The 25,942-nt window shown below is 39.0% G+C and carries 34 protein-coding genes; all 34 read left to right on the top strand.

From position 1 onward, the window contains the following. The first annotated feature begins 1 nt into the window (after position 1). The 34 genes from NGR58_RS04205 (at position 2) to NGR58_RS04040 (ending at position 25,941) form a co-directional block, all read left to right on the top strand. Positions 2-436, top strand: a complete 435-nt coding sequence (locus NGR58_RS04205; protein WP_258088392.1) for a phage N-6-adenine-methyltransferase — start codon at positions 2-4, stop codon at positions 434-436. 47 nt (positions 437-483) lie between these two features. Beyond that, on the top strand, positions 484-627 hold the full coding sequence (locus tag NGR58_RS04200; protein ID WP_258088391.1) for a hypothetical protein: 144 nt from the start codon (positions 484-486) through the stop codon (positions 625-627). Continuing rightward, on the top strand, positions 627-869 hold the full coding sequence (locus NGR58_RS04195) for a hypothetical protein (protein ID WP_258088390.1): 243 nt from the start codon (positions 627-629) through the stop codon (positions 867-869). The genes NGR58_RS04200 and NGR58_RS04195 overlap by 1 nt, the downstream gene beginning before the upstream one ends. A gap of 94 nt (positions 870-963) precedes the next feature. After that, a complete protein-coding gene (locus tag NGR58_RS04190) occupies positions 964-1,365 on the top strand; it encodes a YopX family protein (protein WP_258088389.1) in 402 nt (133 codons plus the stop codon). Further along, entirely contained in the window at positions 1,365-1,592 is a 228-nt protein-coding gene (locus NGR58_RS04185) for a DUF3310 domain-containing protein (RefSeq protein WP_258088388.1), read from the top strand. The genes NGR58_RS04190 and NGR58_RS04185 overlap by 1 nt, the downstream gene beginning before the upstream one ends. Before the next feature lie 16 nt (positions 1,593-1,608). Then, positions 1,609-1,788, top strand: coding sequence for a hypothetical protein (locus NGR58_RS04180; RefSeq protein WP_258088387.1), 180 nt, complete (start codon positions 1,609-1,611; stop codon positions 1,786-1,788). Continuing rightward, the gene (locus NGR58_RS04175; RefSeq protein ID WP_258088386.1) at positions 1,788-1,937 is read left to right on the top strand and encodes a hypothetical protein; all 150 of its coding nucleotides are present in this window, start codon (positions 1,788-1,790) and stop codon (positions 1,935-1,937) included. Before NGR58_RS04180 ends, NGR58_RS04175 begins: the two co-directional genes overlap by 1 nt. Further along, positions 1,937-2,632, top strand: a complete 696-nt coding sequence (gene pnuC / locus NGR58_RS04170; protein ID WP_282556343.1) for a nicotinamide riboside transporter PnuC — start codon at positions 1,937-1,939, stop codon at positions 2,630-2,632. Before NGR58_RS04175 ends, pnuC begins: the two co-directional genes overlap by 1 nt. Continuing rightward, positions 2,629-2,814 carry a hypothetical protein gene (locus NGR58_RS04165; protein WP_258088385.1) on the top strand — a complete coding sequence of 62 codons (186 nt, stop codon included), beginning with the start codon at positions 2,629-2,631 and terminating at the stop codon, positions 2,812-2,814. The genes pnuC and NGR58_RS04165 overlap by 4 nt, the downstream gene beginning before the upstream one ends. A gap of 22 nt (positions 2,815-2,836) precedes the next feature. After that, on the top strand, positions 2,837-3,277 hold the full coding sequence (locus NGR58_RS04160) for a RinA family protein (protein WP_258088384.1): 441 nt from the start codon (positions 2,837-2,839) through the stop codon (positions 3,275-3,277). Between the two features lie 386 nt (positions 3,278-3,663). Continuing rightward, on the top strand, positions 3,664-4,245 hold the full coding sequence (locus NGR58_RS04155; protein ID WP_258088383.1) for an HNH endonuclease: 582 nt from the start codon (positions 3,664-3,666) through the stop codon (positions 4,243-4,245). A gap of 170 nt (positions 4,246-4,415) precedes the next feature. Next, positions 4,416-4,883 (top strand): phage terminase small subunit P27 family, encoded by a 468-nt coding sequence (locus tag NGR58_RS04150; RefSeq protein WP_258088382.1) that lies wholly within the window; start codon positions 4,416-4,418, stop codon positions 4,881-4,883. After that, positions 4,880-6,706, top strand: coding sequence for a terminase large subunit (locus NGR58_RS04145; RefSeq protein ID WP_258088381.1), 1,827 nt, complete (start codon positions 4,880-4,882; stop codon positions 6,704-6,706). The genes NGR58_RS04150 and NGR58_RS04145 overlap by 4 nt, the downstream gene beginning before the upstream one ends. Before the next feature lie 14 nt (positions 6,707-6,720). Further along, a complete protein-coding gene (locus tag NGR58_RS04140; RefSeq protein ID WP_258088380.1) occupies positions 6,721-6,876 on the top strand; it encodes a hypothetical protein in 156 nt (51 codons plus the stop codon). Next, entirely contained in the window at positions 6,873-7,955 is a 1,083-nt protein-coding gene (locus tag NGR58_RS04135; RefSeq protein ID WP_258088379.1) for a phage portal protein, read from the top strand. The genes NGR58_RS04140 and NGR58_RS04135 overlap by 4 nt, the downstream gene beginning before the upstream one ends. Next, positions 7,955-8,524 (top strand): HK97 family phage prohead protease, encoded by a 570-nt coding sequence (locus NGR58_RS04130; RefSeq protein WP_258088378.1) that lies wholly within the window; start codon positions 7,955-7,957, stop codon positions 8,522-8,524. The genes NGR58_RS04135 and NGR58_RS04130 overlap by 1 nt, the downstream gene beginning before the upstream one ends. After that, positions 8,514-9,809, top strand: a complete 1,296-nt coding sequence (locus tag NGR58_RS04125) for a phage major capsid protein (RefSeq protein WP_258088377.1) — start codon at positions 8,514-8,516, stop codon at positions 9,807-9,809. Before NGR58_RS04130 ends, NGR58_RS04125 begins: the two co-directional genes overlap by 11 nt. 54 nt (positions 9,810-9,863) lie before the next feature. Then, a complete protein-coding gene (locus NGR58_RS04120) occupies positions 9,864-10,307 on the top strand; it encodes an Ig-like domain-containing protein (protein WP_258088376.1) in 444 nt (147 codons plus the stop codon). 12 nt (positions 10,308-10,319) lie between these two features. Beyond that, complete coding sequence (locus NGR58_RS04115; protein ID WP_258088375.1) at positions 10,320-10,613, top strand: hypothetical protein; 294 nt, start codon at positions 10,320-10,322, stop codon at positions 10,611-10,613. Next, entirely contained in the window at positions 10,606-10,959 is a 354-nt protein-coding gene (locus tag NGR58_RS04110; RefSeq protein WP_258088374.1) for a phage head closure protein, read from the top strand. Before NGR58_RS04115 ends, NGR58_RS04110 begins: the two co-directional genes overlap by 8 nt. A gap of 1 nt (position 10,960) precedes the next feature. Beyond that, on the top strand, positions 10,961-11,419 hold the full coding sequence (locus NGR58_RS04105; protein WP_258088373.1) for an HK97 gp10 family phage protein: 459 nt from the start codon (positions 10,961-10,963) through the stop codon (positions 11,417-11,419). Next, entirely contained in the window at positions 11,419-11,802 is a 384-nt protein-coding gene (locus NGR58_RS04100) for a DUF806 family protein (protein ID WP_345791595.1), read from the top strand. Before NGR58_RS04105 ends, NGR58_RS04100 begins: the two co-directional genes overlap by 1 nt. 34 nt (positions 11,803-11,836) lie before the next feature. After that, on the top strand, positions 11,837-12,457 hold the full coding sequence (locus NGR58_RS04095) for a phage tail protein (RefSeq protein ID WP_258088372.1): 621 nt from the start codon (positions 11,837-11,839) through the stop codon (positions 12,455-12,457). A 123-nt stretch (positions 12,458-12,580) separates the two neighbouring features. Continuing rightward, positions 12,581-12,946: a phage tail assembly chaperone gene (locus NGR58_RS04090; protein WP_258088371.1), complete on the top strand. Its 366-nt coding sequence runs from the start codon at positions 12,581-12,583 to the stop codon at positions 12,944-12,946. A 20-nt stretch (positions 12,947-12,966) separates the two neighbouring features. Next, entirely contained in the window at positions 12,967-13,125 is a 159-nt protein-coding gene (locus NGR58_RS04085) for a hypothetical protein (RefSeq protein ID WP_258088370.1), read from the top strand. A gap of 12 nt (positions 13,126-13,137) precedes the next feature. After that, positions 13,138-17,871 carry a tape measure protein gene (locus NGR58_RS04080; protein WP_258088369.1) on the top strand — a complete coding sequence of 1,578 codons (4,734 nt, stop codon included), beginning with the start codon at positions 13,138-13,140 and terminating at the stop codon, positions 17,869-17,871. Between the two features lie 5 nt (positions 17,872-17,876). Further along, complete coding sequence (locus NGR58_RS04075) at positions 17,877-18,602, top strand: hypothetical protein (RefSeq protein WP_258088368.1); 726 nt, start codon at positions 17,877-17,879, stop codon at positions 18,600-18,602. After that, a complete protein-coding gene (locus NGR58_RS04070; RefSeq protein ID WP_258088367.1) occupies positions 18,599-23,347 on the top strand; it encodes a phage tail spike protein in 4,749 nt (1,582 codons plus the stop codon). The genes NGR58_RS04075 and NGR58_RS04070 overlap by 4 nt, the downstream gene beginning before the upstream one ends. Then, positions 23,328-23,468, top strand: a complete 141-nt coding sequence (locus NGR58_RS04065; RefSeq protein WP_258088366.1) for a hypothetical protein — start codon at positions 23,328-23,330, stop codon at positions 23,466-23,468. The genes NGR58_RS04070 and NGR58_RS04065 overlap by 20 nt, the downstream gene beginning before the upstream one ends. Continuing rightward, positions 23,458-23,706 carry a hypothetical protein gene (locus tag NGR58_RS04060; RefSeq protein WP_258088365.1) on the top strand — a complete coding sequence of 83 codons (249 nt, stop codon included), beginning with the start codon at positions 23,458-23,460 and terminating at the stop codon, positions 23,704-23,706. The genes NGR58_RS04065 and NGR58_RS04060 overlap by 11 nt, the downstream gene beginning before the upstream one ends. A gap of 2 nt (positions 23,707-23,708) precedes the next feature. Further along, entirely contained in the window at positions 23,709-23,945 is a 237-nt protein-coding gene (locus NGR58_RS04055; RefSeq protein ID WP_258088364.1) for a hypothetical protein, read from the top strand. Positions 23,946-23,947: 2 nt separating this feature from the next. Next, positions 23,948-24,262, top strand: coding sequence for a phage holin family protein (locus NGR58_RS04050; protein ID WP_258088363.1), 315 nt, complete (start codon positions 23,948-23,950; stop codon positions 24,260-24,262). Continuing rightward, the gene (locus tag NGR58_RS04045; RefSeq protein ID WP_258088362.1) at positions 24,262-25,176 is read left to right on the top strand and encodes a lytic exoenzyme target recognition domain-containing protein; all 915 of its coding nucleotides are present in this window, start codon (positions 24,262-24,264) and stop codon (positions 25,174-25,176) included. Before NGR58_RS04050 ends, NGR58_RS04045 begins: the two co-directional genes overlap by 1 nt. A 228-nt stretch (positions 25,177-25,404) precedes the next feature. Then, on the top strand, positions 25,405-25,941 hold the full coding sequence (locus tag NGR58_RS04040) for a Panacea domain-containing protein (RefSeq protein WP_258088361.1): 537 nt from the start codon (positions 25,405-25,407) through the stop codon (positions 25,939-25,941). Position 25,942: the final 1 nt, after the last annotated feature.

The following is a 25,942-nucleotide window of genomic DNA, read 5'->3' as shown; positions in this document are numbered from 1 at the left end:
AATGGTAAACAAAGTGTTATTTAGTTCAAAAAATATGAGTTGGGAAACGCCAGAAGATTTATTTATAGAATTAAACAAAAAGTTTAAATTCGATTTAGATGCATGTGCAAGTGTTGAAAACCACAAATTAGAGAAATACTTCACAGAAAGGGACGATGCTTTAATTCAAAAGTGGGATGGAAATGTGTTCATGAATCCGCCTTATGGTAGGTCTATCAATAAATTTATTGAAAAAGCCTATAAAGAACATTTGCGTGATCCGAATAGATTCATTGTAATGCTAATACCTTCAAGAACTGATACGACTTATTGGCATGAGTTTATTCAAAACAAAAGTATTGTTAAATTTTTGAAAGGTCGACTTAAGTTTGAGCTTAATGGAAAAGCAATGGACGCAGCACCATTTCCGAGTGCAATTGTTGTTTATGGATTTTAAATAAGAACAAACAGCCAAGGGTGAAAAGACTGCGAGCCCGTATGAAGATGAAAAAATGGGTAGGACTTAGAGACTTAAATGAGTTTGCTGAAAGTCGTGGGTATCAAGATTGGGCAGAGTTTGAACATGAACATGAAAATGATAAATTCACAGTGCGAGAGGCACGAAAGATGATTGAGAGGGGCTACTGATGACAAATAGAGCATATATCGTGGCGAATGAGCAACAAGAGCGTAAAGTGTTAGAGAAGTTAGAACGAGAAGGATACCTATGGATAAGTGGTGTAAGGCCTACAGCTAGATCCTACTTTGAAAATGAGCCGATGACATTTTTTACTGACAAAGATAAAAAAATACATGCTAAAGATGATTCTGACAAAAAAACTCCATCAGAATTAAAATCAGAACTCGTCTATGACGGTCGAAAGGAGTAGAAGATGAGTAATAAATATGTGGTGTCACAGGAGTTTATTCGTTATTTAGAAAGTTAACAAATGCTATCTATGATACTAAGAAGGTGGAAGAGTAATGCGAGAGATTAAGTTCAGGGTGTGGAATAGCATGTGTAATGAATATAGATCATTAAGCTGGAATACCAATAATCAAAACTTGGGACTTGGATTTGAAGTGTCAGGTGGTATCGGTAGCAATGTAACCACAATGTATCACTCTGTTGGAGACACTGTTGAGCAATACACAGGTATGACCGATAAAAACGGTGTTGAAATTTATGAAGGGGATATTATTCAGACTAGTACAGGCGAATTACAGACCGTTGTAGGGATTACACCAATTTACATTAACGAAGATATCTATACATTAGTACAAGCAACAAAATCATTGTCTGGTGAAATTTTCATTCTTGATAATAGTGATGTTGTGATTGGCAATATCCACGAAAACCCAGAGTTGTTGGAGGCTGATGAGTAATGAAATATGACGCTGTAAAGCACCCTAAGCACTATTTATTGAGTGACGGTACAGAAGTGAAAGACCATATCAATAGTATCGTAGGTGACATGCTAGGACGTTCAGCATGGAAAGTGGCTAACGTGATTAAGTACGTGGCACGAGCTGATAAAAAGAATGGCTTAGAAGATTTAAAAAAAGCACGTGAATATATTGACATGTTACACGTGAATATATTGACATGTTAATTGAGGATAAAGAAAAATGCACAAAAATTATGAAACACCAAAATATGTCGTTTTTAACACGCTTGCGAGAGATATTAACGGTAAAGCGCTAGTTACGGCAAGCGGTAACGATTTAGAGAAATTGTTAAGTGCTTATCACGGCAAGGCGTATCAGATTATGAAAGTTAAATCATTGAGTGATCGGGAGGAATGGTAATGACGTTTGATGAAGCTCTAAAAAAATTAATGACTAAAAGTTATTACTTACCAAATGGGACAGATGATGAGTTTGCTATTTCAATGAAAGATGCACAAGAAATTATATTGAATTTACGTGATGCTTATGAAAATGGGAGATTAGGATAATGAGTTATTTAAAGTGGTTAGGAACAGAATTAAAGAGTATTAATACGGCAGGTGGCGTGATGTTGGCGTTCATCATTGGTGTACAGTTAGCATTTTACTTATCAGCACCGATTACAGGGCTATCAACAATTACATTGGTTGCAACATTGGTTGGTTCGGCATGCACGGTGTATATGAGTTTAGGAAAGCCAATTAATGGACTGCTAGGACTAATCAGTGCAATTGGATTAATCTATATCAATTGGACAGCAGGACATTATGCCAGCGTGTTAGATCAGCTAGTGTTCGTTGCCTTGATAGATTTACCACTTATCTTTACTTGGAAGACGTGGGGACACAAAGTTGAGAATGGTGTTAAGTTCTTAGATAAGACAGGTTGGGTGTTGACGTTATCGTTCATTTTGGCTGCATGGTATCCGATGATGTTGGCATATACAGCGCTAGGAGATAGCAACCCACTATGGGACAGTATTGTGTTGATTATTGGAGCAACTGCTAGTTTGTATGTATTCAAAGGATATGGAGATAGCTACACGCTTTGGCTACTATCTGATTTTGTCAATATTGCCTTATGGGTGTCAGCGCTATTTGCAGGCTATTCAGCAAGTTCTTTGCCTATGTTGCTAACTATGAGCTTCTACCTTGCAACAGCCCTATATGGACGTTTCTGGAGCATTTGGCGAGGTAACAAATGAGTGAAGATTGGTTGATGAGAATATTTGAGATTGAAACATTCACTGATCAATATGGCTTTGAACGTTCAAATACAAAATTAGTTAATCACGAAACATTTACGAGCAAGTCAGAAGCGTTAATTTACAAAAAGATCATTGAAAAAGATATGAATAAGCGGGTTATTATCAAACCCAAAAAATAATCATTAACGAGGAAGGTTACGAATGGCTGATAAGTTAGATAAAGTTTTGAGTGATTACTTTACTGGTGTGATAGATACCAACATTAAACTGCGTAAGCTAGAATTAAAATTTAACTTTGATCGTACACCTGATGAGAACATCGGTGGTGGTCGTAAGCAAAATGATTACAACAATCCAGTTGAGTCAGCTATGATACGTGAACTACAAGATGAAGAGCTGCAAGCTTGGATATGGCAAAAGCAAGTCATCGAGATGTGGTACAACATAACCGTTAAGCCACAAAGGACTATCTTGTATGAGCGATATGGTCGCAAGAAAAGCTGGTTAGCTATTTCATTAATTGCTCATGCTGATGAAAGAACTTGTCGAGAATGGCGAGACAGATTTAAAGATGGTATTTCAGGATGGTTGAGTGATACACCTGAACGGGTGCACCGTTTTTACTCCATAAATCACCCGTAATTGTCTAATAATAGGCGCATAATATGTATTGTGGAACAGTTGGTTAGATGATGAATTTCCTTCTATTATTGTACGTGTGACTACTGCCAATCACTGTTCTACATAGCAAGCGTGGCGGAATAGGTAGACGCTAACGGAGTTATAAGACAAAGATGGTGAAAAAGGGTGCTGGTAATGACGGAGACTAAATAAATCTGATAAAGCACACATCTATAACATATAAGAGAGATTAACTTCAAGCCACGACCTCACTCAACGATAGGTACGAGTAGCTCCTAATCTTATATGGTGTCATGTTAGGTGCAAATCCTAACCACTTGCATATAAACAACAAAGGTTATCCGATTGGGTAGCCTTTTTATTTTGCAGGAGGTGCAAAGATGTAGATGTTCATAGATGAAAAGTATGGCTTGATGTCTAGCTATGAAGAGCTGGCAATATTGAAGGAGTTGGACAATAAGATGAGAGCACATAGATGTGCAGAGATTGGTTGCCGTGAGTTGATACCTTTGCGTTGGGACTACTGTGATAAGCATTATCAATTGAGAATGCAGAAGTATATCAAAGCTAAACAGATTAGCAATGAAACTAAAGCCAAGACTTTGCGAGGACAACGAGAGTTAGCAGAGCAGACCAAAGTTTATGACAAAGGCAGACGATATGAACTGCATGATGGCTTCTACCAGTCGAAGCAGTGGACAAGAGTAAGCGAGTTTGTTAAGCAAAGAGATGGATATTGTGATGCTATTGATGGGAACTTGTGGGATAAAGGTGATTTAATTGTTGACCACATCATTCCTAGACGATTATTGAGTAAAAGCGAGCAATTAGATACTGAAAATCTATGGTTACTTACTAAAAGGCAACACAATCATAAAACTGCGGTTGAAAGCAAATTAAATGAAAATGTGTTGAAACATGCTGGACGAAATTGGTGGATAAATGTTTTATCTAGTTCCAAAGTCTAGATTATATCCCCGCCCCGGCTAGGTAAGGAGTAACCGAATATCAAAAGCTCCCGTCCTTTGCACACACTGCAGTTATTTTTATTTTTTAAACTAAGGGTTTTGCGATTTGAAATCGTTAAACCTATGAAAGGTCAGTTTTTAAAAACGAGCTATTGAAAGGAGGTGAGACAATGCCACGAAAAGCAAAAGTTACCAATGAAGAAGATGATCGCAAAGACCAACGTGACCGAACGGAACATTTGAAAGATGTGCTTGCTGCTAAAGATAAGCTTTCTGAACAAGCTCCTGCACATTTGGCTGGTGATGCCAAAAAACTTTGGGAAACGATTGTGCCTGAATTGAATGCGACTGGATATGTAATCGGAGTTGATGCATCAGAAGTCGAAACGTTAGCAATGAATTATCAAATGCTGCGTGAAGCCTATGAATCAGTTAAAGACAACGGCATCACGTATATGGCAGGTGGGAAGATGTTTAAGAACCCAGCAGTGGGTATCATTGATTCAACTACTAAAGTTATCAAGTCGATTGGTAGTGACTTGGGTCTATCTCCACAAAGCCGTGCCACGTTGATTGATATGGCATCATCTGATGATGAAGATGCAGGGGAAGCTTTAGCTAAGAGGTTTGGTGCATGAGACAATTCACGGAGTTAAAGAAGCGTTATCCAAATGACCCTGCTTTGACGTATGCGATCGATGTTGTCACTGGCAAGGTACTTGCAGGCGAGAAGATGAAACAAGCTTGTGAGCGCCACATAAACGATTTAAAGCGCATCGAAGATGATGATGATTTCATCTATATATATGACGTTGACGAGGCACAAAAGATTATTGAGTTTGCCACACTGTTGAAAGATGTTTCAAGTGGTGAACAATTTGATCCTAGCCCTTATCAGCGTTTTATTTTTGCCGTCATTCAAGGTTGGCGAAACCCTGAAACAAAGGGAATGCGCTTTAAAAATATTTTTATCTCAATGGCACGTACCAATGGTAAAACTCAACTGTTGTCAGCGTATGCACTGTATAACTTTCTGTTTGGTTTCCCTAAGATAAACAGGCGATTGGCGGTTACTTCAATTGACATTGCTCACACATCTAACTTGTACAAGTACATGACGTTCAATTGGTCTCAATTGTCTGATGGTGTATTTAGTAAGCTAGCTAGAAAGTGGGGCGTTGAATTCAATCGTAATGAAATGCGTATTGATAGCCAATCAACTGCTATGAAAAGACTATCTGCGCAAGGCAGTCCATCCGATTCTGACCACTACACAACAGGTATTGTTGATGAGTACCACTTGTTGGGAGAAGGACAACGTGAGTTCGTTAATTCCATGACATCAGGTATGGTTAATAACCCACTGGCACAGATGTTTTTCATATCAACTGCTGGGTTAGATCCAAACTCTCCTATGTATGCCGACTATCGCAGGTATGCCAAATATCTTGAGAATGGCGACTGGCAACAAATTGATAAAGATTTAGTTCTTATTTGGGAACAAGACGATAAAGATGAAGCTTATATGCCTGAAACGTGGGTTAAATCAAACCCACTAATGGAATTGCCTAGTATGCGCAAGAATTTAACTGAAGGTATGATTACTGAACGTGATTCTAAGGCAAGTCAGGGTAAGTTGTCGGACTTTATCGTTAAGAACATGAACATGTGGCAGAACGCTAAGAGCAATGCCTATTTGCCTGTTGATTTGGTTGAGAACGCCGTTATTGATGAGTTTGATGTATTTGGACGTGATGTCTATATCGGCTTTGACTACTCTCAAACTAATGACGATACGGCGCTAGCGTTTGTCTTTCCTTATCAGGCTGCAGACGGCAGTTACAAGTATCATCTGTACCAGCATTCATGGATACCACTTACTAAGGTGGGAACAATTGAAGCTAAGGAGCAGAGAGACAACATCAATTATCGAGATGTTGAAGAAAAAGGTTTTGCAACTATCACCAGAGACCGCTTTGGTCTGATTGATGAAGATGAAGTGTTCAATTGGCTACTTAATTTTATTGAAACCAATGAGCTAAACGTTAAAGCAATTCTTTATGACCAGTGGGGAACAGGTCGTGTAATTAGACGGCTTGATGAGATTAAAGATGAATACCTGATTATCCCCGTTAGACAAGGTATCAAGTCATTAAATGAACCGACAAAGTTTTTGCAAACCACCTTTATCAAGCACAACATCACAATGCTAGATGATAACGCTATGCAGCAAGCTTTAATTAACTCGGTAGTTGTCTCTGATAACAATGGAATCAAGATTGATAAGAATACCAACTCACAAAAGATTGATATTGTTGATGCGATCATTGATGCGTTGTATGAAGGACAATTTTATTTCACTGATTTCACCAATGTAGACGAAAAGCCAACTAAATCTCCCTTTGGTAATATGTCTGATGATGAAATCAGTGACTACTTCATTAATGACTTTAGTTTTTAGGAAAGGAGGAGCAAATGTTTAAATATCTACCAATTATTTTAATTATTTTCGCAATGGCGCTAATCTCGGTTGGCGTTTTTTTAATGTCGCAATCAATTGGGTTTGTTGTTACAGGTGGACTTGTAGCCTTACTGGCTTATTTAATAGCTCCAAAGGGTGATGATAGATGAGTTTGTTAAACCCTTTTGAAAAACGTTCAAGTACGCCAGCTATCTCAACTATGCCTTACATATTCACTGAAAAAGGTTTTGTGCCAAACAACTTGATTAGTGCTACACAAGCGTTAAAGAATAGTGATTTATATTCTGTCACAAGTTTGATTAGTTCTGACATTGCAGGAGCACGGTTTAAAGGTACAAATAGTTTGGCAGTTGAATTGTTAAACCACCCTAGCAAGTTCAATAACAAGGTGAGTTATTGGCAAACGGCGTTGTTGAATCTGTTACTGAATGGTAATTCGTTTATGCTTATTGAGCGTGATGGTGGCGTTGTTTCTGGTCTGCGAATGATACCTTCTAACGCAGTTACCATTGATATTACAGATGATGTATTGACTTATGACATAAACGCATTTGATGAGTTTCCAACAATTAACAATGTACCTGCTAGCGATATGATCCATGCAAAAATCATGGCATATGGTGATACACAGTTAGACATGCTAATCGGGCATTCACCACTTGAAGCGTTGGCTAATGAGATTAACCAGCAGAATCAAGCTAACAAGTTGTCGCTAACCACGCTAAAGGGCGCAATCAACCCCACGAGTTTGATTAAGATACCTGAAGGTACGTTGAGTAAAGAAGCCAAGAAAGCAGTTCGTAGCGAGTTTGAAGAAGCCAACACTGGTGAAAACGCTGGACGTGTCATGGTATTAGACCAATCAGCTGATTTTTCAACTGTTTCAATCAATGCTGACGTTGCTAAGTATTTGGCTAACCTTGATTGGGGACGAACACAAATTGCTAAAACGTTTGGCGTGCCTGATTCATATTTGAATGGTTCAGGAGACCAACAGTCTAGTTTAGACCAAATCAGTGCATTGTACGTTGGTGGGTTAAATCGTTATATTGAACCATTGATGTCAGAACTCAACTTTAAGTTGGGAGGCGATTTGCAATTGGATATGGCTCAAATTATGGACTATTCAAACACGACTTTTAAGGAAGATGTGCTTAATTGGGTCGATAAACAAATCATCACACCTAGTGAAGCTAGAGAATTACTAGCCAGAAGGGGGGTGATTTAGTGACCGAACATGAGAAGTATTTTCACGAGTTAGACAAGTTGGAAATTCGTGAATCACAAAGTAATGATTCAATCGGGCAAATTGCTGGCTATGCCTTGAAGTTTAACAAGCCAAGTTCCGCTATCGCACCATTTGTTGAATACATTGCACCACACGCCTTAGATGGCGTTAATTTATCACAGACGTTGGCATTATATGACCATGATTATGCAAATATTCTGGGTCGTACTGATGCTGATACCTTAAAGCTAGAAGTTGATGATGTTGGGCTTAGCTTTGTTCTCGACTTGGCAGACACGTCATTGGGCAGAGATGTCTATAACAACGTGAAAGCTGGTAATTTAAGAGGCATGAGCTTTGGCTTTATTGTTGCTAACGGCGGTGATAGCTGGAAACGTGACGATAAGCCAGTCCGTACTATCAACAAAATAGCAAAATTAAATGAAATAAGCGTGGTAACAATGCCAGCTTATGATGATACAAGCGTTTCAGTGACACGATCATTGGACGCTTTTTTGTTGCAATCAAATTATAAAGAGAAAGTGAGGGTTTATCTCGATGAAGCTTAATGAGCTAGAAGATAAATTAACGGCAAAGACTGCTGAATTAAACGATAAGACAGTTGAAGTCCGTTCTGCCGTTGAAGATGATGAAAAGTCTGTTGAAGATGTCAAGACTGGCATGTCTGACATTGATGCATTAAAGAAAGAAATTTCAGGTATCGAAGAAGATATTAAGGCATTGAAAGATGCTGCTGACTTAGATGTTCCTAAGAAGGGCGAAGAGCCTGCACCAGTTGCGCCTAAAAAACGTGAAGGTGAAGATGAAATTTTGCCTGATGAAGGCGATTCTGCTGATGTATCAACGGAAGATGAACCAGTAATCAATAAAAAGAAAGAAGATGAGGACGCTGAAAAGCGTGACTTAGGAGGAATGGAAGATATGAAGAAGAACGTTGCTGGAGCGACAGAGCCTAACGCAGTTGAAGCATTTGGTGATTACTTAAAGTCAGGTGAAACACGTGATGTTACTGGTCTGAAGCTATCAGACGGTGCTGTTATTATCCCTGAAACAATTTTGAACCCTGAACATGAGGAACACCAATTTCCACGTTTGGGTTCATTAGTTCGTAATGTTTCAGTTACAACCACTACTGGTAAGTTGCCAGTATTCATGAACTCAACTGATAAGTTGGCAGCACACAAAGAATACGACCCAACTGCTGCTAATGCCGCACCAGAAATCAAGCCTATTATGTGGGACTTGAAGTCATACACTGGTGCATACGTATTCTCACAAGAATTGATTTCAGATTCATCATATAACTGGGAATCTGAATTGCGTTCACGCTTGGTTGAGTTGCGTGATAACACTGATGATTCATTGATTATTGATGCTTTGACTAAGGACATCACACCAGTTGATAGTGAAGATTTAATTGCTGACATCAAGACTGCTTTGAACGTTACTTTGAAGCCACAAGATTCAGCGCAAGCATCAGTTGTTTTGTCACAATCAGCTTATGATGCTATTGATCACATTAATGACGGTGAAGGTCGCCCTATGTTGCAACCTAACATTGCACAAGGAACTGGCAAGTTGTTCTTAGGTAAGCAAGTAATCGTTCTTGATGATGCTTTGTTCCCAGATGGTGTTAATGCCATTGTTGCACCGCTACAAAAGGCAGTCATCAACTTCAAGTTGACTGAAATTACTGGTCAATTCCAAGATACTTATGATGTTTGGTACAAGCAATTGGGTATTTTCTTGCGTGAGAACGTTGTACAAGCACGCCCAGAGTTGATCGTAAACATCAACGGTACAGTTCCAGCGAGTAGCACCGAAGGTGAGTAGTACAAAAGTAAATGCTCATGGCGCAACTATTGAAGCTAAATAGAAAGGAGAGACATGGCTACATTTGATTTATATAACAGCGACAAAGTAGAACAATCTGGCGTTGAATCATCAATTGAAATTACTGGCTTAAAGCCTAATACACAATATGACGACTATGGTCTAGCTTATGCAGGAAAATCTGCCAAAACACCATTGTCATTTAAGACTGCTACGCAACCTGTTACTGGTGTATCGCTAGACAAGGCAACGTTGTCGCTTGAAACAGGTAAGACTGCCACACTAAAGGCAACAGTTGCTCCCACTGATGCCACCAACAAAGGTTTGAACTGGGCAAGTACAGATGAGGCAATTGCAACAGTTGACAACAACGGTAAAGTTGCTGGTGTAAAAGTTGGTGAAGCTACCGCAGTTGCAACAACTGATGATGGTGGCAAAACTGCTGAAGCTAAGATTACCGTTACAGAAAAGCTTGCTGACCCAGAGCCAACAGAATAAGGGGGTTAGCGTGTGGAATTAATTACGGCAGAACAAGTATGTGATGAGTTACATATTGACCAATCTGAAGAAGAATTAGCTACAATTGGGCGGCTGCTGGTCGATTCCAGTGCGCTAATTCGTGGTTCAATATCAAACGATGTGACTGACGAACAGATTTTTGCATTAAGTGGTGACGTATACAATCGGTTGATTTTAGCTTTAGTAACTCGTATGTATTATGACCGAGAGCTAAGCAACGGTTACGGCATGGGCATTCAAATCATGCTCAACCAAGTAAGGGCAAGGGTATTAGGTGATGGATAATAACACGTTTAATAGCCGTTTGAAGCCCTCTGACCTGAATCGTAAAGCCGAGTTTGGCGATTTAAAGTCGGTTAAAAACCCTAATACTGGTGGCTACAAGAAAGAATTTGTTAAGCGGTTTTCATTATGGTTTGCAACTCGTACGCGTACTATCAGTCAACAAGTTTCACTGGTGGGTACAGAGTGGGAAAACACCAAAGTGATTGTCACTCATCACAAAGAAGAGATTGAAGATATTCAACTGGTCAAAATTGGCAAGGCTATCTATGATGTGGTGAGCTATTCACCAGATGAAAGCAACAAGTACATTGCCTATGACTATATCACTCTGAAAAGGCGGTCTTAATATGGCAAGCCTTGAAGAAGTATTAAGCGTTTTTTTAGATCAGGTGGAAAGTGTATCGGCTGGCATCTCAACTGAAGATAGAAAACGAATAACTAAAGCTGAAGCTAAGGTATTTAAGAACGAGGTGGAACAAGTCACACACGATAAGCACTATCGCAATCGAAAGACTGGTGCAGACCCACATCTTGCTGATTCAGTGCTTATGCAAAGCAATCGAAACGGTACTTCATCAGTTGGTTGGGACTATTCTAAGTCTCGACAGGGACATTTGATTGAAAATGGAACGAAATTCCCACTATATACCGCGAATGGTCGCATGCACAAGAACGCTGGTCAGGTTGCTATTCGTGGTGATCACTTTGTTCGTAAGACACGTCAAAACAAGCGAGTACAAAAGAAAATGTTACAGGCTGGTGCAGCAGAGTATTCACAGATTGTTCGAGAAAGGGGGGACAACTAATCGCAAGATATATTGAAGAAGTTGCTGATGTTATCAGTGATTTAAACCCTGATTTTGAAGTCTACGTGGATAAGATACCAGATGAAACTATTGATGATGTACACGTGACCCAAGTATTGCTTACAGAATCGCTTATGGAAAATGAACTGTACGGTGATATGACGTTTAATGCTATTGATGCAGGTGTGGACATTCAAATATTCTATTCAGTTGATTTTACAGGCGATATGCAGTTGACAGAAATCAAGCTCATGAAAGAACTTGAGGCTAGAAATTGGCGAACGATAAACAGTGAGCCACATTATCTAGATTTAAGTCAGACTGATGAGCAACAAATGATTAAAAATATTGAAGTTAGAAAAGTTATTGAGATTGACGTTTAGTCAGTCTTTTTTATTAGAAAGGAAATTAATTAATATGGCACAAGGTGGACAAGTAGGTTTAAAGCACACTTACATGGCATTGGTTGATGAAAACAACGAGATTATTACTGGAGATACTGGACTTGCAGAAGATGGTTTGTATACATCAAATGCTAAGGACTTAGGTACATCATCAGCTAACATCACTAACATGGCGCAAGCTGGTAAGCAAATTTATGGTGACAACGGAATGGTTGACCAATCTAAGGCAAAGTCATTCCCACAAGTTGCAGGTGTTTGGAATGGTTTGCCATTCGAGACTAAGCAAAAGCTTTTGGGACGTGAAGGAGACGGCAATGGAGGCTGGGTAGACACTACCAGCACTCACAAGGTCGCTTTGATTGTTGAGACTGAAACGTTAGATCGTGCTAACTCAATTTTCTATTCATTCTCAAATGGTGAGTTTATTGAGCCAGCATCAAATATTCAAACGGATAACAATGAAGAGCAACGTGTTACTGATGCGTTGACTTACCAATCATTTGGTGACGACCGCTGGAATGGTCAAGGTATGAAGGTGTTCTTCTCTGGTGCAGAAGGCTTCAAGAAGGAAGATATGTTATCAGAAGTTTTGGGTGGCTATTCAGCGAGTAGCACCAACCCCGAAGGTGAGTAAACTGACAGCAAACACTCATGGAGCAGTGATTGAAGCTTCATAGCAAGCAGGGGCTTAGTCCCCTGATACATATCATGCCTGCTAGTTATTAGTGGGCATCAAAAAAACGAAAGGTGAAATGATATGCAAATTAAAGTTGAACAATTAGCAAAGAAACCGTTTGAGGTAAAAAGTTCTGTTAAGAACTTGAAGAAAACGTATAAATTCCAAAAAGATATGGCACAAATGGAGGACATCACTGAAACTGCTGAAGGAACAGAAATGTTTGATGCAATGGATAATATGCTAGATGAATTGATTGATTACTTATCAACTATCTTACATTTGAATGCAAAACAAGCTGAATCATTGGAAGAATTAGAACAACCAGAACTTATTTTTATGGCACAACGTGTAGCTATGCGTTTAATGGGTGCATCAGAAGAAGATATTGCGTCAATTAATGAAGATGCTGAAGAGGGTTTAGAAGCAACCCCAGAGAACGAGTAATCACTTACGACAATCATCTAATGGACATCAGACTGTTTGAGAAAGATGCCATGCAACAACTCCACTGGTCTTTGTCTGATATTGAAGATGAAGATTACGAGGAGCTTATGGCAGTTCTTGGTGCTGATGAAAACAATAAGATGGTTGATCCAGAAGAATTTGCTAAGCAATTCATGTAGAAAGGAGGATATATGGCAACAGAAAAAGTTGGAGACCTGTTAAAAACGGACATTGACATAGATGTCACTAAAGCCGAGAACTCGCTGAAAAAGTTACAGTCGGCAGTTAAAGATTCAACTTCTGAATGGAAACAAATGGAAAGCCAGATGAAGCAGTCTGGAGACTCTGTTAGTGCCAGTGAAGCTAAATATAAAGGGCTATCTGATTCTGTTGAGAAACAGAAAAACGTTGTAGCTAAACTGCGGTATGAGCAACAACAAGAAAAGCGTGACACTGATGATAGTGAACGGTCATACCAGCGCTACAATACGCAGATAACGCAGGCTGAACGTAAGCTGACTTCAATGACTAGCCAGTTAAAGAGTGCTGAACGTTCATACGAACTGCAAAAGTCAGGTATCATGTCGCTTAATAAAGAGATTAAGCAGAATGTTCAAGAGACTGATGCACAAGTTGACCGTTTAAAAGCTGAAGGTCGGGCTAGTGAAGCAAATAAGGTTAAGCACGAAGGTTTATCTAATACGATTGAAAAACAGAGTAAGCTCTATAAAGCTCAAAAAGCAGAGTTAGATCGTATGGAAAAGTCTGGCGATAAGTCGACTGAATCAATTAGTAAGCAACGTATCGCCCTTAATCGAACTGGTAAAGAATTAGCTGAAAACAAGACATCTTTGAAGTCCTTGAATTCAGAAATGCGCAGAACTAGTCCTAACCCATTTGTTCGTTTGTCTGAAAAGATTAAAGATACAAATAAGCACGCTAGAAAAACGCATACCATATTCAAGCAAGTATTTAGTGCGAACATTATGGCTAATGTGGCTGGTGCAGCATGGCGTAACATGACCATGCACATTGGTGATGCCGTTCGTTCTGGTAACGAATATCTTGAGCAACAGGATAAGATGAATGCCCAATGGAAAACCTTAGCAGGTTCTACTAAGGGCGCAAAAGAAATGACTAAGGGTATCAATGAACTAGCTTCAGCTGCTCAAAATAGTGCAGAGATGGTTAATGGACTTGCTACTCAATTCTATGCAGTTGATAAGAACAAAGACCAAGTGTTGGAGCTATCTAAGGCTACATTGACCTTGCAAGATGCCTTTGGTGCTACCGATGATGCCGTACAAAATTTTGGTAAGCAATGGTCACAGATGATGGCTAACGGTAAGGTTTCTGCACAGGACTTCATGAGTTTTACTAATGTTTTCCCTGCATTGAAACCAGCATTGCTAGACTATGAGCGAGATATAACTCACAACTCTAATCTAACGATGAAGCAGTTAAACGACATGATTTCGCAAGGCAAGATTTCATCTGAAACGATGAACAAAGTCTTAGTTGATACTGCTAACAAGAATAAGGAAGCTACTGAAAACTTTGGTAAGACAATACCTGGAATGACACGTACTATTCAATCAACTATGCCAAAGTTAATTGGTGAGATTGAAAAGCCATTCTACAAGATGAAAAACCCACTTGTTGGGTCAATTTCTACTTGGGTAACAGATAAGAATACGACTAAAGAGTTTAACAAGCTAGGTAAGGCACTTACAGAGGCACTGGGAAACATTACTGATGCGTTTGGTGGTGAAAAACTAGATGCAGGTAATGCTTTAGACGGTATGCTTCAAGGTTTAACCAAATCAATAAAAAACTTAGGTAAGTGGTCTAAAACTCATAAGAAAGATATACGTGAGTTCTTTAGCAACTTTAAAGAAAAGACTGCTGACACCATTAAGATACTTGGTTCAACTATGAAGGCATTTGCCGTGGTCGTAACACCTTTAATTAAATTAATGGCAGCACACCCAAAGATTGCTGGTACATTTTTGGCAGGCTTCATGGTCGCCAACAAATTAGCTGCTCCAATCGCTATGATGGGAGCTATGGCTGGCGCTACCAAGAAGATGTTCAATAGTTTTAGTGATAAAGAAGGTATCGCTAATAAGGTACTGACCAAGTTATGGCAGGCGGTCAAAACAATAGGCAGTAAAATTAAAAAAGCCATTGTTTGGACTGCTCAAATGTCTACCAAAGCAGCTAAAGCAGCATACAACGGTTTGAAAAAAGCCGTAGTTAGCTCTGCTAAAGGTGTTGGTAAGGCTTTGAAGTGGACTGCATCAATTGCTACCAAAGCAGCTAAAGTAGCGCTTACTGGTCTGCTTAAAACTGCTCAATTTGTGGGCAAGGGTCTTAAATTAGCTTTTAGTTTCTTGAAGGCTAATCCGTTCATCATGATCATCACTGGAATTGCTGCGGCAGTCGCTGCGTTTGCAGAACTGTATAAGCACAACAAGAAGTTCAGAAAATTCGTCAATAACATTGTTGCTTCAGTTAAAAGCTTTTACAAAAATGTTGTTAAGTGGTTCAAAAACACTTGGAACGGCGTTATCAAAACGTGGAACAGTTTCAAAAAGACGTTCACGAAAGGTTTCAACTCATTTAAAAAATCTATTACCAAAGCTTGGAATGCCTTTTTGAAGGTTATTTCAAAGGTGTGGAGCAATGGCTGGAATGCCGTCAAGAAAACATTTAATAAGTTTGTTAGCACATTTAAGCATACATTCAATTCATTTAAGAAATTCTTTGTAGATACATGGAATGCAATGAAAAGAACTGTTACTAAGATTGCCAAGTCACTTTGGCACGCAATTACTAGCGGTGTTAATGCATTTTTCAGAGGTTTCAAGAGCACATGGAATAAGATTAAGAGTTTCTTCCACAATACTTGGAAAGGTATGAAAACAATTGGTCATGATGCCATTTGGTCGATTAAAAATACCTTTGATAGTGTACTAGGAAAAATTCATAAGGCGTTCAGCAACACTTGGAGCAAGATTAAAACTGGCTTCAAGGACATGTGGGACGGCATGAAGCAACTGGCTCAAGACGGAATCAATGCGGTTATAAAGATACCAAACAAAGGTATTACTGGTATTAACTCATTGATCCATGACTTTGGTGGCCCTAAGCATGCTATCGGTAAGATACCAAAGGTAGCCTTTGCAACTGGTACTGGTGCATTTGGCAATGTCAGACGTGCAATCACTAAGCCAACACTAGCATTGCTAAATGACGGTAATGATAGTCCTGAAACTGGTAATCAAGAGATGTTGATTCACCCTAATGGGCAATCAGAACTGGTTCAGGGACGTAACACGCCACGTATCTTAGGTGCTGGAACAGAAGTTTTAAACGCTAAAGAAACGGCTATGATGATGGGCATGCAAGCCATGCCATTTAAGTCTGGAACTGGTTTCTGGTCACGTGCATGGAAAGGTGTAACTAACGTTGCAGGTAATGCATGGAGTGGCTTAAAGAATGGTGTTAAGAAGTTTACTTCAATGTTGAAGTTCATAACTAACGCCGTTGCGCACCCAGTTAAAACATTGAACGGTAAGCTAAACTTGAATACCAAAGGACTTGATGCAGTTTATAAAGACTTTGGAACTGGTTTCTTTAAAAAGACAACCGGTCAGGCTAAGAAGTGGTGGAAAACACTTTGGTCAATGGCATCAGAAGCATCAAACGCTGGTGCTGATGGTGGCATGAAGGGTGACGATTATCAATATAAGAACCGAGTAGCTGACTCAATGCCTCCTGATAAGTGGGGCTATTTCATTAAAGAATGTGTTTCTTTCGTTGCTAGTCGTTTAGCTAATTCTGGTGTACCAGCACACAAGTTTAGTCATTTAGGTAATGGTAGCGAGTGGGTCAATGCTAAAGTTCCTCACATGAGTAAGCCAAAGGTTGGTTCTGTTGCCGTTTACGGCCCGGGTTCTGAGTTTGGAAATCACGTTGCTATGGTTACTGGTGTTCAAGGCGATAAGATTTCTGGAGAAGAATATAACTGGCTTGGAAAACATGCTTATCACAAGTACCATGGACGTAATGCATCAGGAGCTACAACTTTCCTAGACTTTGGTTTGGGTGGTAGCAGTAAAGCGCCAGAAGTTAAGGCAAACAGCCCTATGGCAAAACTCATCAAACGTCAAACTGGTGGCATGATGAAATGGATACAAAAGTTTATCTCGCCTTTGAATGAATCATCAACTGGTAAAGATGGTGACGTACATTCATGGTCAGATGATGTTAAGAAAGCCCTGAATAAGTTAGGACTTTCAACTTCTGCTGCAATGGTACAAAAGGTATTGCGCCAAATAAGTACCGAATCTGGTGGTAACCCGAAAGCACGCCAACCAGGAGCAGACCCCGATGGTGACGGTTCAGGGCCAGCGCTAGGGTTAATGCAGACTAAGCGTAGCACATTCAATGCCAATGCCTTATCTGGTCACAAGAATATCTTCAATGGATATGACAATATCCTTGCAGGTTTGAACTATGCACGTAAGCGCTATGGTGATAGCTTGTCATTCTTGGGTAATGGTCATGGCTATGAAAATGGTGGCTTGATCAGTAATCACGGAATGTATGAAATTGCCGAACGCAACATGCCTGAGATGGTTATCCCACTTGCAGCCGAAAAGAAGTCACGTGCTAATCAACTATTAACTGAAGCTAACGAGCGTATCAACGGTAAATCTACTGATGATAGCCTAGTTAAGCAGTTAATCGAGCTGATGAAGCAGTGGAAGAGTTCGCAAGATAATCAAGGTGATACGTACGAAATCAATATCAACGTTAATGCTGATACAACGCTTGCTACCTTGAAAAAGATACAACAAGCGGTTGAAGATGCGATTACACGTAAGCAAAGTGCTAAGACACGAGTATTTGGAGGTTAAAAATATTGAAGCAGGGCGAGTTCACATTAGGGAACCTACAATCGAGTTCCCTCAATGCCAAATTAATGAATTATCCAATTGCAACATTGCCTGAAAGAAAAATAACACAAAATACTAGTCCTATCGGAATTGATAGGGCTATTTTATTTGATGATGGTAGTTATAATAACCGCCAAATTGATTTAACTGTTGGTTTTGAAGGAGCTAATGCTGACGAAAATGTAAGCAAATTTCTGGCTAAGTTGGACACTGGCAAGTATGAAGATTTCCGTATGTTTTCTGATGAAAATTATACCTACCAAGTGACACGATCGGGCGCAAGCACCAAAAAACGTCCTGATTATTCTGCAAGCTATCGTGAGCTGACGGTATCGCTGAACGCTGCACCATACAAGTATGTATATCCAGCCAAGCCAATTGAAGTTAAGGAAAACGTTGAAACTACTATCAAGAACCCAACAAGTTATGAGAGTAAGCCACTAATTCACATCACTGTGAATGGCGATACTGATTTAACAGTCAATGGCAAGGTTATTCACATCAAAGAAGTTAATACTGATATTTACTTGGACAGTGCTATACAAGATGCCTACATTGAAGAAGGATATACCATGACGAATGCCAATAGTAAGTTGAGTGTTGGCCCTTATCCAATATTCAAGTCAGGTAATAACAAAATTAAGTTGTCCGCAGGTACGGCAACAGTTGAAGGGAGGTGGCGCAGTATATGATACCGATTTTATATAAATCTGCTGAAGTCGATTTCACAACAAATGGCTTGGGTCTGCTTAATGATATTTATAGTGTTGATATTCAAGAGCAACGCAATGGACTGCTAACTTTAACTGCTAGTTATCCAACGAATGCCAAGCATTACAAAGAAATCGAGACAGGACGTATCATCTACGCTAAGCCCAACCCACTTGATAATGCACAAGCATTTCGTATCGTTAAAACGGAGCTAGATATTTCTGGCTACAATTTAAATATTGAAGCAGACCATATCACGTATGATCTAACGCACAACTTGGTTAAGGAAGTTCACTTGCAGGGTGATGGGCAAAATGCCATGACTCACTTGCAAAACGCTACTGTGACACCTCATCTATTTAAATTCACCTCCGATTTACAACATATTGGAGATAGTCGCTTGCAATATGTCAACCCAATGGAGGCTATTGCAGGTACTGAAGGCAGTATTTTACAAATTTGGGGCGGTGAGTTGCACCGTGATAATCGTATTATTTCCATGCTTTCAAGGCGTGGACGAGATAACTTCACAACTTTCCGACTAGGTAAAAACATTAATGGTTTGAAGTACACGGTTGATATGAGCAATGTGACTACTCGTATTGTTCCAACAGTTACCAAATCAGATGCCACAGATAGTGACAAAGCTTATTTCGTTGTTGGAGATGTGGTCGATTCAAAAAACTTGAACAAATATTCCAATGTTTATATTCAACATGTAGATATGGGCGAAAAGGTCACGATTAATGAAGGTGAAACTGATGAGCAGATAAAAGCTAAGATTGATAAGCAAGCCAAAAACTGGTTTACGCAATCGGCTAACACTGGCATAGATTTACCACAAGTCACTGTTGAAATTGATGTAACTAGCTTGCAAGATAGCGCCGATTATCAAGAAAAGTTTAGAAACCTTGAATCAGTTGGACTGACGGATACTGTTAGTGTTTATGTACCTGAATTTAACGTCAACGTCACGGCTATCGTTAATGAGTTGCACTATGATCCAGTGGCTGAACGAGTAACTAGTTTAGTTGTTGGGACAAGTAAGAAGTCATTTGCTGACAATAACAGTAATGCACTGGCAGAATTGCAAAACTCAATCACGCAAATTCGCCAAGATGCTACAACTGCAATTGTTAGTTCAAATGGTAAGAACACTAACTACTATAGTACGAAAAAACCAGCACACCCTGTTGAAGGTGATTTGTGGTTCAAACAAGTTGGTGATGAAACTTACCTGATGATATTCAAGGACGGACGTTGGCAAGAATGGGTATCGACTAAAACGCAAGAAGAAATTGCCAAGAAAGTTGATGATGCCATTCAAAAGGCTAAGGACTACACTGATGAACTGAATGATAAACAATCCAAAGAAGTGCAAGAGTTCCAGTCTGAAGCTAATGAAGCATTGAGTGAAGCAGCGGCCGAACGTAATAGTCTGTCAGTGCAAGCCGACACTATGTTAGATGGTGCTAACTCATACGCAGATAGTATGGCAGATAGTGCAGCGGCATACGGCAAGGCACAAGCTGGCGCAGTGTTAAGTCAGGCGCAAACGGAACTAGCAACGGCTAAGCAACAGTTAGGTTCAGAAGTATCGAAAGCACAATCTGATATTACTACCACTAATAAGCAGTTAGCTGGTAAAGTTAGCCAAACTGATTTTGATAAAACAACTGGTGATCTATCCACGAAGTACGGTCAGGTTAAAGCAACTGCTGATGCCGTAACGACTGATGTTGCTAAGTACAAGCAGACAAATGACAAGAAGGTATCTGCCAACATTGCAAGCATTGCTACTATGAGTGACCAGATTACTTCTAAGATAAGCAAGACTGACTTAGATAAAGCAACGGGTGAGTTAAACAGCAAGTTCACGCAACAGCAGCAGACTGTGGATAGCATTTCGCAGACCGTTACCGAGTTGCAGGCTAAAGCTAATTCACAAGGTCAGGTTAATCAGTTACTGAACACGGAGTTCACACCTGATTTAGAAGGTTGGTCAGCAACCAACAGTGATATATCTTATGCAGGAATAAGCAAGACTGTAACCGTTAATGGGTCTAATGTTCTTAATATCACGCATAGTGCTAACACAAATTGGTCGTCATACAGACAACAAATTAAAGATTTTGTTGCTGGAGATACGTTATCTGCCAGTGTTTATGCAAGAGCCACTTCAACTGGTTGGGGTTTTGCAATTGATAGTTTTAGCGCTGACGGAAAGAGAACGATTATTCAGCAAGTTACTGTTCCAACTACTAACACATTACTTAAGATTGAAAATGTGACTATTCCGAGTGACGCAAAGGAGCTTTATTTCTCGTTTTGGGGAAATACTGCTGGAACAGCGGTCATTTATAAACCAATGCTTGTATTTAATTCAACCGTTGGTGATTATGTTCAAGGTAATTACAACAACAATTCACGTGTTTCAGCGCTTGAAGTTGATTTAGACGGCATTAATGGTCTAGTAAATGACCCAAAGAACGGTTTATCTGCCACAGCGGCACTTGCAGCAAATGGACTATCTGTTGCTACAAAAGCACAAAATGACGCTGCAACAGCTATTCAAACAGCTGAGGGAGTGCAAACAAAAGTTGAGCAAATGGGTAGTATTAACCAGTTGGTAAATACCGAGTTCAGCCCTAATTTAGAGGGTTGGAACTCCAGTGAAACAAGTTCTGGTGTTAAAACACCTTATCGACAATACATTTATCAAGGTTCTAATATGTTGACGTTTGACGCACGTAACCAAACCGACAGAAAGTATTCATCAATTAAGCAAACAATTCCTTTTGCCACATCTGGAAGTAATCGTGTGGTGTCCTTGAGTTGGTGGTCAAGAATTGCCGAAGGTACTGGTTTATATGGAAGCACTCATATTCGTTCGTATGATGCAAATATGGTTAAATTAACTGATGTTGCTCAAAACTGGGATAGTAGCAGTTCAATGACTTTGCAGAAATTTGAAAATGCTGCCATACCTGATGAAGCACAGTTTGTCGAAGTTACGTTCGCTGTTCGTGAAGGTTATTTAGCTTTCTTGACAAAGCCAATGCTTGTATTTGATAAAACAGTTGGAACGTATGTTCAAGGTAACTACAACAACAATAACTCCTTAGAATCTACAAGAACGCAACTAGCAGGTCAGATTGCTGATGAAATTAAAGACCGTAAGAGTGGTGATGGGTCAGTTGTTACCCAAATGACAAATTTGATTGATAGTAGGGTAAAGAACGTTACAAGTGGTTATGAAACAGCAATAAGTCAATCGGCTGACAAAGTAATGGCTAGTGTCTCAATGCCTAATCAGCTGATTAACACAGAGTTCACACCTGATTTGGAAGGTTGGTCAGGGAATAGCTTTATCAGTTATGTCGCTGTGAACAAGAGTACGAAAAAAATGGGTTCAAATGTCTTAAACATTACACACAGTACTGATACTGGTTGGGGGCAATATAACCAAAAAATTAGTAATTTCATGGCCGGAGGTGTGGTATCTGCAAGTGTTTATGCGAGAGAAGATAGCGGTAATTGGGCATTTACTTTGGATAGTTATGACGTAACTGGCAAAAGAACGATTTTAAAATCAGTCAATGTAACAACTGGCTACACGTTATTAAAAATCGAAAATGTAACAATACCAAGTGATGCCGTTGAACTTCGATACTCGTTTTGGTGTCAAACGGCTGGAATGCTATTAATTGCACAACCAATGTTAGTATTCAGTAATACAGTTCCTACTTATATGCCGGGGTCTTACTCTGGAATAAATACGAGTACAGTATTAGAACTGTTTAAAGATAACTGGGCATTAGGTATTGCCGATAATTCTGGAAAGATTATTTCAGGTATTAATGGAGATACATCAGGGACGGTAATTCAAGGTAAGAAATTAGTTATCAATTCTGATACAACAATCAATGGTACAGCTTTCATTGATGGCTCTGTTATTAAAAATGCCTCAATTGGTACAGCACAGATTGGTAAAGCAGCAGTTGGTTCAGCTCAAATTATCAATGTTGATGTTTCTAAGATAAGCGGTAATATTGCTAACTTTATAACTGCTAATGTTAATACGTTGAATGCCAGAGTGCTGTACGGTGATACAGGACACTTAGGTACGACCGATACTGGTTTAATCATTAATAAACAAGATAATCATTTACAATTGTCGTCAAAAGGTCAATATAACGTTGATACAAAACGTGCACAATTAGAGTTACTGAATTACGCTGACAATATTGATAGTAATATGCAAGGTTCTTTGAACTACTACAAAAATCCGCATAATGCAGGTACTGGTTTGGGTATTCGTTTTTACGGTAATCAAATATTAGCTATTGATGAAGCCGTATCAACCGGTAATTTATACCTATCTCCATACGCTTCAGGTCAAGTTCAAGTTGTTAATCGAGATAGAAATGGATTCCAAGACATTAAAGCAAGTAAGTTTGTTACAAGTTCTGAACGAAAATATAAATCAGAAATTAATGAATTTAATGACGATGCTTTGGACTTAGTGAATGGACTAAATATTAGAAGTTATATAAAGAATAGCGAGAATGAAATTGGTGTTATTGCTGATGAAGCAGACGAAAGAATTTTGGATAAAACTAACACTGGTGTTGATTTATATAGCTTCGTTTCAGTCGTTGCAAAAGCGGTTCAAGAGTTATCAGAACAGGTGAAGGAGCTTCAGGATGAAAGACCAAATAATTAATAATTTAGCAGTGGAAATTGCTACATTAAACGTTAAATTAGCAACCGCACAAGCGGAAAATGCACAGTTACAACAACAATTACAAGCAAAAGAAAACGAGGATATTAATCATGAAAATTAATCAATCGACAACATTTGACGCACAACTACGAGATGCAAACGAAGCCACTTACGTGAACTTCACAGGTAGCGTTGATGCACAAGCAGTTCCTTCAATTAATTACTATATTTCTAATCAAGACACATACTTGGCAAACGTTAAGGCATTTCGTTCAGCATTAGTTGAGTTCCAAAATGCTGTTTTCGATGCAGCAGACGCTAAACAAGCAGAACTTGATGCACAAACACCAAAGGAGTAGTAATGAAAAACTTTATGCCGCACGACTTAATCGGGTGGCTTACTGTACTAACATCAATTAGTGGTGCGGTTTGGGTGGTTATTAAATTCACGTTCGTTAAATCATTCGACATGTTAAATGAGACGATGAAAGAATTAAAAAACACGATTGGGTCAGTTGACAAACGCATTGATAACTTAGATCGACGTACCAGTATACTCGAAGATTGGCGTGCATATCACGATAAAAAAGGTGATTAAATATGAATCTAAAAACAATTGGAGAGATTATTTTATTTCTCTGGAATACAGGAATCTTAACGGCAGTTGCATATGCAGCTAGCCGTTTTTTAGTTGCTCACACAAAGAACAAGAACTTGCTGTTGCTCAACGAATGGGCAATGCAAGCCGTGCAATATGCAGAGACACACTTGCACAGTTCAACGGATAAGAAGCAGGCTGCTTTGTCATTCTTAACTGAACGCTTAAATGCTAACAAGCTTGGCTTGAAGTTTGACGCTAAGCAACTTGATACAGCTATTGAACTGGCAGTTAAGCAATTGAAAGGAAGCAAATAATGGTAAACGTAATTAAAAATATCGTAGTACCTGGTCGTCCAGCGGTAGATAATGGATTAGCAGTAGCGCCTTTTAAACAAGTTCATCTACACTCAACTGGTAGTGTTGCACCTAATAAGAACTTTATTTCATACCTTTCACGGTCATGGGGTAATGCTTATTACACACACATTGTTGGTGAAGGACAAGCAATTCAAGTTGCCAATGTAAACGGCGGTGGATACGATCTTGGTGGAGATTGGAATTGGGAGGGCTATGCCTCAATTGAATTCAATGAAAATGTCCACTCACAAGCAGAGTTTAATCGTGACTATAAGATTTATATTGAACTAGCACGTCAATTAGCTCGTGAAGCTGGCATCACTGATTTTACTTTGGATAATGGTAGTATCGTGGGAATTAAGACGCACAACTACTGTTCACGAACTGGTCACGGTTCTGATCATGTTGACCCACTACCATTCCTGCAAAAGTGGGGTGTGCCGTATGATCAATTAAAGCATGATATTAAGTATGGTGTTGGTGGCTCAGTAACTACTTCTAGTAAATCAGCTAAGTCAACTGCCAAAGTAGACCAAGTTCTAAACGTAGGAGAATACTTTAAGGCTAAGCCTGCATATCGTGTGGACGATATGAAAAAGGTTAATGGTATTTGGCAAGTTTATAGTAACGAATTAGGTGGTGGTTCAAACAAAAACTGGACGCTTAACGGACTTGGTGTTGAGTCAGTTGACAAAGTTGATAAGAATGGTAAGAAAACAGCTAATCAAACACTAGCTGTTGGTGACTACTTCCGTTTGCATTCAGATCGCATTAAGGTAGTAGCAAACGATCCAGCAACTAACGGCGTGGCATTTGGCACTCGCTATGGCAATGTTTGGGTATCAGCAGATACACTAACTGAAGTTAAATAGTTAATTTTTATGAATTGTAAAATAACTATCAATAAACTATAATTTAATTAACCTGATAGCTTATCTCCAGCACTAAAAAAGCGATAATTAGTTGCATTAAACAAACAGCTATCAAGTTAAAAGCCCACTGGTCATTACGACTGGTGGGCTTTTTGTTGTTATTGGTTGACTATATTGAAATATTCGTGTAATATAATACCAAAATTAGTGATTGGAAAGGAGTGAATTATGTCAGTACAAAATAAGAATGTATTTGAAGATAAGAATGCTTTAGCCAGTTTTTTATTATCTTTTTATGACAGTCCAACTCCATTAAAAATTCAAAAATCAATATATCTATTATGGGCTTTTTATGCAGGTACATATGGGGCAATTGATTATGCTGAAGAAAATTTTAACAATGATAATAGTTTAAGGTATCCTACTCAGTTATTTGATCCTGCTTTCGAAGCGTGGAGGTACGGACCTGTTGACTATGATATCTATACAGAAATGAAACAGGATAAATTACCTGAAAGTGAAAGTGATTTAAACAATTTAATTGCCCAAAGTACTTTAGATGATGCTAGTCAAAAAAGAAATATTTATATGTTTTTGGAAAATTTGATTTCTCAAATCAATGATATGGATGATTTTTCTTTAGTTAATAGAACTCATCAAGACAAAAGTTGGTTAGATTCTTATAAAGAAGGAAAACCACATATAAATATTCCTTCCGAAATTATTCATGACGAGTATGTAAAAAAGTTATCAGGCACAATTTGAT

Source organism: Weissella fangxianensis, from assembly GCF_024718545.1.
Taxonomy (GTDB): domain Bacteria; phylum Bacillota; class Bacilli; order Lactobacillales; family Lactobacillaceae; genus Weissella; species Weissella fangxianensis.
The sequence above is the reverse complement of the archived record's forward strand: the minus strand, read 5'-3'. Positions and strand labels throughout refer to the sequence as shown.